General features: G+C 71.9%; 10 protein-coding genes. 8 read left to right on the top strand and 2 right to left on the bottom strand.

Going from position 1 to position 9902, the window contains the following annotated elements:
• The first annotated feature begins 42 nt into the window (after positions 1-42).
• The 3 genes from priA to AC1DP0_RS11990 are packed head-to-tail and all read left to right on the top strand — an operon-like array spanning position 43 to position 3010.
• On the top strand, positions 43-786 hold the full coding sequence (gene priA, locus AC1DP0_RS12000) for a bifunctional 1-(5-phosphoribosyl)-5-((5-phosphoribosylamino)methylideneamino)imidazole-4-carboxamide isomerase/phosphoribosylanthranilate isomerase PriA (protein WP_478084795.1): 744 nt from the start codon (positions 43-45) through the stop codon (positions 784-786).
• Positions 783-1604 (top strand): SseB family protein, encoded by an 822-nt coding sequence (locus AC1DP0_RS11995; protein WP_478084793.1) that lies wholly within the window; start codon positions 783-785, stop codon positions 1602-1604. The genes priA and AC1DP0_RS11995 overlap by 4 nt, the downstream gene beginning before the upstream one ends.
• A gap of 26 nt (positions 1605-1630) precedes the next feature.
• The gene (locus AC1DP0_RS11990; RefSeq protein WP_478084792.1) at positions 1631-3010 is read left to right on the top strand and encodes a DUF445 domain-containing protein; all 1380 of its coding nucleotides are present in this window, start codon (positions 1631-1633) and stop codon (positions 3008-3010) included.
• Positions 3011-3109: 99 nt separating this feature from the next.
• Here the strand turns inward: AC1DP0_RS11990 and AC1DP0_RS11985 are convergent, their stop codons facing one another.
• Positions 3110-3574 carry a MarR family winged helix-turn-helix transcriptional regulator gene (locus AC1DP0_RS11985; RefSeq protein ID WP_478084791.1) on the bottom strand — a complete coding sequence of 155 codons (465 nt, stop codon included), beginning with the start codon at positions 3572-3574 and terminating at the stop codon, positions 3110-3112.
• Positions 3575-3632: 58 nt separating this feature from the next.
• Between AC1DP0_RS11985 and AC1DP0_RS11980 the strand changes: the two genes are divergently transcribed.
• Together AC1DP0_RS11980 and AC1DP0_RS11975 are read left to right on the top strand one after the other, a co-directional pair.
• Positions 3633-4061 (top strand): organic hydroperoxide resistance protein, encoded by a 429-nt coding sequence (locus AC1DP0_RS11980; RefSeq protein WP_478084790.1) that lies wholly within the window; start codon positions 3633-3635, stop codon positions 4059-4061.
• Positions 4062-4124: 63 nt separating this feature from the next.
• On the top strand, positions 4125-5126 hold the full coding sequence (locus tag AC1DP0_RS11975) for an NADP-dependent oxidoreductase (protein ID WP_478084789.1): 1002 nt from the start codon (positions 4125-4127) through the stop codon (positions 5124-5126).
• A gap of 53 nt (positions 5127-5179) precedes the next feature.
• On the opposite strand, the gene AC1DP0_RS11970 is transcribed toward AC1DP0_RS11975, so the two are convergent.
• Entirely contained in the window at positions 5180-7246 is a 2067-nt protein-coding gene (locus AC1DP0_RS11970; RefSeq protein WP_478084788.1) for an elongation factor G-like protein EF-G2, read from the bottom strand.
• A gap of 153 nt (positions 7247-7399) precedes the next feature.
• Between AC1DP0_RS11970 and AC1DP0_RS11965 the strand changes: the two genes are divergently transcribed.
• From AC1DP0_RS11965 to rpmI, 3 genes are all read left to right on the top strand, one after another.
• Positions 7400-8746 (top strand): MFS transporter, encoded by a 1347-nt coding sequence (locus AC1DP0_RS11965; RefSeq protein ID WP_478084787.1) that lies wholly within the window; start codon positions 7400-7402, stop codon positions 8744-8746.
• A 324-nt stretch (positions 8747-9070) separates the two neighbouring features.
• Positions 9071-9712 (top strand): translation initiation factor IF-3, encoded by a 642-nt coding sequence (gene infC / locus AC1DP0_RS11960; RefSeq protein ID WP_478084786.1) that lies wholly within the window; start codon positions 9071-9073, stop codon positions 9710-9712.
• A 90-nt stretch (positions 9713-9802) separates the two neighbouring features.
• On the top strand, positions 9803-9902 hold a 100-nt coding region (gene rpmI, locus AC1DP0_RS11955; protein ID WP_478084794.1), incomplete at its 3' end, for a 50S ribosomal protein L35.

The raw sequence follows: 9902 nt of genomic DNA, 5'->3' as shown, positions 1-9902 counted from the left end.
TACTCGAGTGGCCAGATCCCGACCCCGAGGAGCGCACGACTCATGACCGACCAGCCTCGCCTCGAGCTGCTGCCCGCCGTCGACATCGCGGGCGGTCGCGCCGTGCAGCTGGTCCAGGGCGTCGCCGGCAGCGGGGGCGAGTTCGGTGACYCGTGGGAAGCCGCGCAGCGCTGGCAGGAGCAGGGCGCCGAGTGGATCCACCTCGTCGACCTCGACGCAGCCTTCGGCCGCGGCAGCAACCGCGACCTCATCGCCTCGATCGTCGGCCGCCTCGACCTGCAGGTCGAGCTCTCGGGCGGGATCCGTGACACCGAGTCGCTCGACGCGGCGCTCGCGACCGGCTGCCGCCGCGTCAACATCGGTACGGCGGCCCTCGAGGACCCTGACTGGACGGCCTCGATCATCGCGGCCCACGGCGACCGCGTCGCCATCGGTCTCGACGTCCGGGGCACGATGCTCGCGGCGCGCGGCTGGACCCGGGAGGGCGGCGACCTGTGGGAGACGCTCGAGCGTCTCGACGCCGAGGGCTGCGCCCGATACGTCGTCACCGACGTCAACAAGGACGGCATGCTCCAGGGCGCCAACGTCGACCTGCTCCGTGACGTGTGCGCGCGCACCGACCGCCCCGTCGTCGCGAGCGGCGGCGTCTCGACGCTCGAGGACATCGCCACGATCCGTGGGCTCGTCGGCGACGGCGTCGAGGGAGCCATCGTCGGCTCGGCGCTCTACCGCGGCGCGTTCACCCTGCCCGAGGCCCTCGACGTCGCCGGACGACCCGGCTCATGACCGCAGCCGGGTCCGGCCACCCGGACCGCCCCGATGACCGGGACCACGGGGACCACCGCGACGAGCAGGGACGTCCCGCGGACTCCGCCGGTCAGGCGTGGGAGGGTAGGTCGATCCCCTCACACGGCTTCTCCGGCGACACGGGAGCGGCCGACGAGAGGCTCCTCGCCGCCCTCGCGGCGGCGCACGAGGCCCCGGGCGACGACGCAGAGGTCACCCTGATGGAGCACACGGCGCAGGCGCGCTGGCTGGTCCCCGTCGTCGCCGTCGCCGCGGAGGTCGACGAGTCCGGACCGCACACGGTCGACACCCGCAGCGACATGGCCGCCGTGACGCTGACGTCCCCGGATGGCTCCCGGGCCCTGCCGATGTTCACCTCCCTCGAGAGCCTTGCGGCATGGGACCCGACGGCCAGGCCGGTCCCAGTCCGTGCGGCAGCCGCGGCGCAGGCGGCGATCAGCGAGGAGTGCCGGGTGCTGGTGCTCGACGTCGCCTCGAGCCACGCGACGGTGCTGCGCCCGAGCATGCTGTGGGCCCTCGCCCAGGAGCGTGCCTGGCAACCCAGCCACCGTGACCCCCACGTTGCGGCCGCCGTACGCGCGGCCGTCGAGTCCGAGCCCCAGGTGTCGGCACATCGCGTCGAGGCCGGCGAACCCGTCGGGGCCGGCGTCCTGCGCGTCGTGCTGGCGCTCGAGCCCGGGCTCGACGCCGACCAGGTGGGGGCCGTCGCCACCCGGATCGGGGAGCGCATCGCGACCGACGGCGAGACCCGTGCGAGGATCGATGCTCTGACCTTCGCGCTCGAAGCAGCGCGCTGAGCACACCACGAGCGGAGGTGCCGGACGTGGACACCACACCCCAGGCGACCCGGGAACACGACCCCGAGGCGCCCGCTGCGCCGGGCCATGTCGCCGACGCCACCACCCGGCACGGGCGAGGGACCGCTTCGGGTGCGCCGAGCGGGCCCCTCGGCTTCATCGTCGACCCGGCCCTCGACGCGCAACGCCGTCGGGACCTGCGGCAGATGCGCCTCGTGGCAACCGGGCTGCTCGTGTTCGCCGCGATCGTCTACATCCTGACGCGCGGTCACGACGACGGCGTCCTCGGCTTCGTCAACGCGGGCGCCGAGGCCTCGATGGTCGGTGCCTGTGCCGACTGGTTCGCCGTCACGGCCATCTTCCGTCACCCGCTCGGACTGCCGATCCCGCACACGGCCCTCATCCCCCGCAAGAAGGAGATGATCGGGCGCAGCCTGGAGGAGTTCGTCAGCGAGAACTTCATGCGCGAGGACATCATCCGCGAGCGCGTGCTCGATGCCGAGCCCACCCGACGTGCCGCCGAGTGGGCCCTCGCGCCGGGCCACGCGAAGCGACTCGTCGACGAGGTGGCCACGGTCACCGTCCACGCACTGCACCGTATCCCGGACGAGGACGTCCGCGCGGTCATCGAGCAGGCGGTGCTGCCGCGTCTCGCCCAGGAGCCGATCAGCTCGCTGGCCGGAGGGCTGCTCGACCAGGTGGTCCGCGACGAGGCGCACGTCGGACTCGTCGACCTCGCGCTCGACGAGGTCCGCGGCTGGCTCGTCGACAACGAGGACCTCTTCGAGTCGCTCATCACCCAGCGCGCGCCTGCCTGGGTGCCCGATGCGATCAACGACCTCGTCGCCCGCAAGATCCATGTCGAGGCGCTCAAGTGGCTGGCCGACATCCGGAACGACCCCCGGCACGATGTGCGGCTGGCTCTCGACAAGCTGCTCATCGACCTTGCCGACGACCTCCAGCACGACCCCGTCACCCAGGCCAAGGCAGAGCGGCTCAAGGAGCGCGTGCTCGCGCACCCGCAGGTGGCCGACACGGCGATGGCGCTGTGGGCATCGTTCCGCGCCGTCGTCATCGCTGCGCTCGAGGACGAGGCGGGGCCGGTTCGGGCTCGGGCCGTCCGCGAGGTGACGGCACTCGCCGAGCGGCTGCTCGCCGACGCCGCGCTCCGTGCCCGCATCGACACCCGCATCTGCGACGCGACGATCTACGCCATCGACCGCTACGGCACCGAGCTGACCCGCATCATCAGTGACACCGTCGACCGGTGGGACGGCAAGGAGACGGCCGAGCGCGTCGAGCTCCAGGTCGGCCGCGACCTGCAGTTCATCCGCATCAACGGCACCCTGGTCGGAGGCCTCATCGGCATGCTCATCCACGCCGTCTCGATCCTCCTGCCCTCCTGAGCCGGGAGCCCTTCCCGTGAGGTGGCGGATGGTGCTGCGCCCGGTGGGGTCATCACCCCACCGGGCGCAGCACCATCCGCAGCCTCATCCGCGCCGAGCTCAGGCGTGCGCGTCGAGCCGCTCGGTGACGGTGCGGAGGGTGTCGTGCAGGGCACGCAGCTGCTCGCGTGAGAGCCCGCTGCGTGCTGCGATCTGGCGCGGTACGTCGCCGAGGGCGCCGAGCCGGTCCCGGCCGGCCGCGGTCACCGAGACGAGCACTCGTCGCTCGTCCTCAGGGTCGCGCTCGCGTCGCACGAGTCCGGCCGCCTCCATGCGCTTGAGCAGGGGCGAGAGCGTGCCGGAGTCGAGCTGCATCAGCTCGCCGAGCCGGCCGACCGTGAGCGGGCCGTGCTCGCCGACCGTCATGAGCGCGATGTACTGCGGGTAGGAGAGCCCGTGCTCCGACAGCAGCTCCCGGTAGACCGCGTCGAACGCCCGCACGGTCGTGTGCATGGCATAGCAGATCTGTTGCTCGAGGCTGAGGGGACTCGAGGCGGCGGCGGCGGTCGAGTTGGACGGGCTCATGACCCAAGCGTACTATCAAATTGCGCACAACTTAATTGCCAACGATCGAAGGACTTTGATGAGCACCGCCACCCAGACCGCCCAGTACGTCGCCTCGGCCACCGCCTCCGGGCGCGAGGGTCGCACCATCACCTCCGACGGCCGGCTCGACGTCACGCTCGCCGCCCCGCGCGAGCTCGGTGGCAGCGGCGAGGGCACGAACCCCGAGCAGCTCTTCGCCGCCGGGTATGCCGCGTGCTTCGCGAGTGCTCTCGGCCTCGTCGCGCGCCAGCGTCGGGTCGAGGACTTCGACGTCGCGGTGACCGCCGACGTCAGCCTCTCCGGGTCCTCGAGCACCGGCTTCGGTCTCGGCGTCGTCCTGCACGTCGAGCTGCCGGAGGGCATCGACCCGCAGCTCGGCCGCGAACTCGTCGACACCGCGCACCAGGTGTGCCCCTACTCCAACGCCACTCGCGGCAACATCCCCGTCGAGATCGTCGTCGACTGACCCGCGCACCCCCCCCGCGGTCCACCCACCACTGCGAAATCCCCTGACATCCAAGGAGACCCGATGACCAACCCCCGTGAGGTCCAGCTCAAGAGCCGCCCCGTCGGCTGGCCCACCCCCGACGACTTCGAGCTCGTCGAGAGCGCGCACGTCGACCTCGCCGACGGCCAGGTCCGCGTCCGCAACGCGGTCATGTCCGTCGACCCCTACATGCGTGGCCGCATGAGCGACGCCAAGTCGTATGCCGAGCCGTATGCGCTGGGTGCGGCCATGCACGGCGGGGCCGTGGGAGTCGTCGTCGAGTCGACGGCCGAGGGCATCGCCGTGGGCGACCACGTGCTGCACGGTCTCGGCTGGCGCGAGGAGGCCGTCGTCGACGGCTCCGGCGTCCGCGTCGTCGACACGGCGGTGGCCCCGGCCTCCGCCTACCTGGGCGTGCTCGGCATGACCGGCCTCACGGCATACGCCGGCCTGACGCGCGTCGCGGGACTCAAGGAGGGCGACGTCGTCTTCGTGTCCGGCGCGGCCGGCGCCGTGGGCAGCGTCGTCGGCCAGATCGCCAAGGCGCTGGGCGCGAGCCGCGTCATCGGCAGCGCCGGCTCGCAGGAGAAGGTCGACCACCTCCTGGGCGACCTCGGCTTCGACGCGGCGTTCAACTACAAGGACGGGCGCGTCTCCGACCTGCTGCGCGAGGCGGCTCCCGACGGCATCGACGTCTACTTCGACAACGTCGGCGGCGACCACCTCGAGGGCGCGATCGGTTCGCTCCGCCTGGGCGGGCGCATCGCGATCTGCGGCGCGATCTCGGTCTACAACAACACCGAGGCGGCCCCGGGCCCGCGCAACCTCGCCCGCCTCATCCAGACACGTGGCACCATCACCGGCTTCCTCGTCGGGGACCACTGGGACCTCGCGGGGGAGTGTGCCCAGCGCGCGGCCGGCTGGATCGCCGACGGCACCCTGACCTCGCGCGAGACGTTCAGCGACGGGATCGACCACGCGGTCGACGCCTTCCTCGGCGTCCTGCGCGGCGAGAACGTCGGCAAGATGCTCGTCCGCCTCTGACCAACCGAAAGAGCGATCCGTCCGCGGGCCACGCGGACGGATCGCTCTTTCGTTCAGGTGCCCAGCAGGTCCTTGGCCTTGTCGGCGGGCAGCAGGTCGTGGCGCAGGGGTTCGCGCACGAACGACCCGGTGCCGTGCGACACCGACCGCAGGTCGATCGGGTAGCGTGACAGCTCCGCCTGCGGCACCTCGGCGTGCACGACGGTCCAGCCGTCGCCCGGGCCCATCCCGTCAGCCGGTTCGGTGCCGAGCACCTGACCGCGCCGACCCCGCAGGTCGGACATGACGGCGCCGAGGTACTCGTCGGCGATGGTGATGTCGACGCGGTCGATGGGCTCGAGCAACGCCATCGTCGAGGCGTTCGCCGCCTCCTTGAGCGCCAACGCCGCGGCGGTCTGGAAGGCGACGTCGGACGAGTCGACCGAGTGCGCCTTGCCGTCGGTGAGCGTGACGCGGACGTCGACGACCGGGTGTCCCGTGAGCAGGCCCTTCTCCAGCTGGAGCCGGGTGCCCTTCTCCACGGACGGGATGAACTGGCGCGGCACGGCGCCGCCGACGACCTTGTCGACGAACTCGAAGCCGGCCCCGCGCGGGAGCGGCTCGATCTCGATCGAGCACACGGCATACTGCCCGTGGCCGCCCGACTGCTTGACGTGGCGGCCCTGCACCGAGCAGTGCCGCACGAAGGTCTCACGGAGCGCGGTTCGGTAGGGCTCAGCCACCACGGTCACGCCGTAGCGGTCCGCCAGCTGGCCGATGAGGTCGTCGACGTGGGCCTGACCCATGGTCCAGAGCACGACCTGGTCGGTCTCGCTCGAGTGCTCCATCCGCATCGTCACGTCCTCCGCGACGAGACGCTGCAGGGCGCCGCCGAGCTTGTCGTCGTCGGACTTCGTCGCGGCCCGGATCGCCACCGGCAGCTGCGGCTCGGGCAGGAGCCACGGCGCGACGACCGCGGGCCGCTCCGGCGAGGAGAGGGTGTCGGACGTCTCGGCCCGGGTCAGCTTCGACACGAGGGCGATGTCGCCGGCGATCGCGGTGCCACGGGGCCGGTGCGTCTCGACGAACGGCGAGGCGAGCGGGCCGACGCGCTCGTCGTCGTCGTGCGCCGGGTGACCGGCGACCTCGTGCCCGACGAAGTCGCCGAGGTGTCCCGACACGTGCACCGGCTCGTCGACGCGCAGGGTGCCGGAGAACACGCGCACGAGTGACAGGCGACCGACGTAGGGGTCCGTCGTCGTGCGCACGACCTCGGCCACGAGCGGCTGCGACGGGTCACACGTGACGCCGTTGACGGAACCGCCCACGGGGGAGGTGATCGGGGGGAGCGGGTGGATGGTCGGGTCGGGAAAGGCCCGCTCGACGATCCCGAGCAGCTCCTCGACCCCTGCGCCGGTGAGCGGCGAGACGGGGACGATGGGGAAGAACGTGCCGTGCGCGATGGCCGTGCGCAGGTCGGTGAGCAACGACTCGGTGTCGATGCTCTCGCCCTCGAGGTAGCGGTCGAGCAGGGTCGCGTCCTCGGACTCCTCGATGACGGACTCGATGAGCGCCGCCCGAGCGTCCTCGTGGTCCTCGGACGTGTCGCCCGTCAGCAGACCGACGACGCCGGTGACCGAGCCGCCGTCGACGACGGGCCAGTGCGTGGCCCGGGCGTCGCCGAAGGTGCGGCGACACGTCTCGATGGTCGTGGCGAAGTCGGCACGGGGCTGGTCGAGATGGGTCACGACGACGGCGCGGGGCATGCCGAGGGCCGCGCACTCACGCCAGAGCAGCGACACGGGCCGGTCGATGTCGTCGGCGCCGGAGACGACGAAGATCGCGGCGTCGGCGGCGCGCAGCCCGGCTCTCAGGTCACCGACGAAGTCGGGGTAGCCGGGGGTGTCCAGGAGGTTGAGGGTGACCGGACCGGACGTGAACGAGGCGGCGGTGAGGGTCGTCGTCCGCACGTGGTCGCCGCTGCTGGTGCGCTGACCGGGCACGCGCGCCGCGACGAGCGCCTCGAAGAGTGCGGTCTTGCCGGCCCCGCCGGGTCCGACCAGCACGACGTTGCGGATGTCCTGCGGCGAGGCGGGGTTGGGGGCCGCAGGAAGGTCTGATCTGCCGGGCGTCTTTGCCATGACCCCACCCTTCTCCTGTCGCACGGCCGTCACAAGACCTCTGGCGTATGCCGCCCGCCACCGTCATCGAGGGCGCGCACCGAGCGCGTCGGGACAGGCGTCCGGCCGCGAATGCGGATGCGGGCCGTCGGCGGGGGATGACAGGCTGGCGGGATGGATCTGGGGGCCTACCGGCCGGTGCTGGCAAACCGCGACACCCGCCAGGCGCTGCTGCTCGGGTTCCTCATCCGCGTTCCCATGTGGGCGGGGGCGGTGATCCTCACGCTGCACGTCGTGACGTCGCTCGGCCGGAGCTACGGCGAAGCAGGTCTCGTCACGGCTGCGTCCACCGTGGCGGTCGCCGTCTCCGGCCCGTGGCGCGGCAGGCTGCTCGACCGGATCGGACTGCGCCGTACCGTCGGGCCCTCGCTCGTCGTCCAGGCGGTGTGCTGGTCGATCGCGCCGTGGCTGGGCTACGCCCCGCTCATCGCGTTCGCGGCGCTCGCCGGGCTCTTCGTCGTCCCGACCTTCTCGATCCTGCGGCAGGTCATCATCCGCTCGGTGCCGAGCGACCAGCGCCGCACGGCCCTTTCCCTCGACTCGTCGGCGACCGAGCTGTCCTTCATGGCCGGGCCGGCCATCGGCGTGTGGCTGGCCACCTCGTGGGACACCGGCTGGGCCCTGCTCGTGTGCGAGCTGACCTCCGTCGCAGCGGGGTTCGTGCTGTGGCTGGTCAACCCGCCGCTCACCTCCGAGTCCGCCGAGAGCGAGCCGGGTCGCGACACGGCCGGGGAGCAGGTTGCCGGTGACGAGCCGGGCGAGGCGGCGCGCGCCGAGGCCATCGCCGCGAGCTCGGACGATGTGGGTGCCGACGTCGTCACCCCGCGCCGCGCGATCCGCGGCTTCATCACGGTCCCCGTGGCAGCGGTCTATCTTGCCGCCGCCTGCTCGACGCTCGTCCTCAGCGGCACCGACGTCTCGATCGTGGCGGCCCTGCGCACCTTCGAGGCGACCGGCTCGATCGGCTGGGTGCTCGCACTCTGGGGCGCGGGTTCGCTCGTCGGCGGCCTGCTCTACGGCGCCTGGCACCGCTCCTTCTCGGTCTTCTGGCTGCTCGGCGGCCTTGCCGCCACCACCGCGCCCGTCGCCCTCGCCGTCGGGGTGCCGAGCTTCGCCGTGCTCATCACGGTGTCGGGCTTCCTCTGCGCCCCGACGATCACGGCCACCGTCGAGCAGCTGAGCCGCCAGGTCCCCGAACGGTTCCGCGGGGAGATGATGGGCTGGCACGGGTCGGCGATGACTGCCGGCTCCGCCGTGGGGGCCCCGGTCGCGGGTTTCGCCATCGACCACGGCGGGTGGCAGTGGGGGTTCGTCGTCGTGTCCGCCCTCGGTGTCGTCATCGCGGTGGCGGGCCTCGTCGGCTCGCACGCCGATCGGAGCTGGGCCGTCCGGCAGCGGGTCGGCCGGACCGTCCCCACCGATTCGGAGCACGGGGCCACGACTGCTAACATGGAGCACTGACCAGCCGTCACCAGGTTCCCGCTCCGGCGGAGGCCCGGTGGCGACGTGCAAGAGAAGCTCGCTTCCACCCGCGTCAACCTCACGGTTGCCGGGTCAAGGTCTGCTCGACCGGATGCCGTCCGCGGCGCACGTGTCGAGCCGTGTGACGCGACGGCGACCGTCCGGCATACGCGACCCTTGGGCTCCTCGTGCACACACGGGGAGCCCTTTTCTCGTTGTGGTCGCAGCAGGACGGACGACACCCCGTCTGGTCACCCATTTCTCGAAACTTAGGAGCACCACATCAGCGAGCCTCGCATCAACGAGCGCATCCGGGTCCCGGAAGTGCGCTTGGTTGGCCCCAACGGCGAGCAGGTCGGCATCGTCCGCGTCGAGGACGCGCTGCGTCTGGCCGAGGAGGCGAACCTCGACCTCGTCGAGGTGGCCCCCATGGCCAAGCCGCCGGTCGCCAAGCTCATGGACTTCGGCAAGTTCAAGTACGAAGCCGCCATGAAGGCACGGGAAGCGCGCAAGAACCAGGTCAACACGGTCATCAAGGAGATCAAGCTCCGTCCGAAGATCGACCCGCACGACTACGGCACCAAGAAGGGCCACGTCGAGCGGTTCCTCAAGGCCGGAGACAAGGTCAAGGTGACGATCATGTTCCGCGGCCGCGAGCAGAGCCGTCCCGAGCTGGGTCGTCGTCTGCTCGAGCGCCTCGCCGAGGACATCGCCGAGCTCGGCTTCGTCGAGTCGGCCCCGAAGCAGGACGGCCGCAACATGATCATGGTGATCGGCCCGACCAAGAAGAAGGCCGAGGCCAAGGCCGAGCAGCGCCGGTCCCGCGAGCAGCACGACCAGCGGGCCTCTGACCCGGCGGCGACCACGGAAGCCCCGGCGGCCCCCGCCGACGAGCAGCCCGAGGCGCAGGCCCCGCAGGCCCCGCCGGCCCCGCAGACCGACGAGGCCACCGCCGCCGCCGAATGATCGGCCGGTAGTGACCCGCCGGAGGCGCGAGCCCCGGCACGACAGACCACGTGCGTCACTGACGCGCGCAACACGAAGGAGATCGGCCCCATGCCGAAGATGAAGACGCACAGCGGTGCGAAGAAGCGTTTCCGCCTCACGGGCACCGGCAAGGTCATGCGCGAGCAGGCCGGCGGTCGCCACCTGCTCG

The sequence above is a fragment of the Terrabacter sp. P5_B1 genome (assembly GCF_056400505.1).
This window is presented reverse-complemented; position numbering and strand designations above follow the sequence as displayed.

Bases quoted from the DNA above. Each gene is read 5' to 3' on its own strand.
- AC1DP0_RS11965 (WP_478084787.1), top strand. From the start codon at position 7,400: ATGGATCTGGGGGCCTACCGGCCGGTGCTGGCAAACCGCGACACCCGC.
- AC1DP0_RS11975 (WP_478084789.1), top strand. From the start codon at position 4,125: ATGACCAACCCCCGTGAGGTCCAGCTCAAGAGCCGCCCCGTCGGCTGG.
- AC1DP0_RS11985 (WP_478084791.1), bottom strand. From the start codon at position 3,574: ATGAGCCCGTCCAACTCGACCGCCGCCGCCGCCTCGAGTCCCCTCAGC.
- AC1DP0_RS11995 (WP_478084793.1), top strand. From the start codon at position 783: ATGACCGCAGCCGGGTCCGGCCACCCGGACCGCCCCGATGACCGGGAC.
- AC1DP0_RS11980 (WP_478084790.1), top strand. From the start codon at position 3,633: ATGAGCACCGCCACCCAGACCGCCCAGTACGTCGCCTCGGCCACCGCC.
- AC1DP0_RS11970 (WP_478084788.1), bottom strand. From the start codon at position 7,246: ATGGCAAAGACGCCCGGCAGATCAGACCTTCCTGCGGCCCCCAACCCC.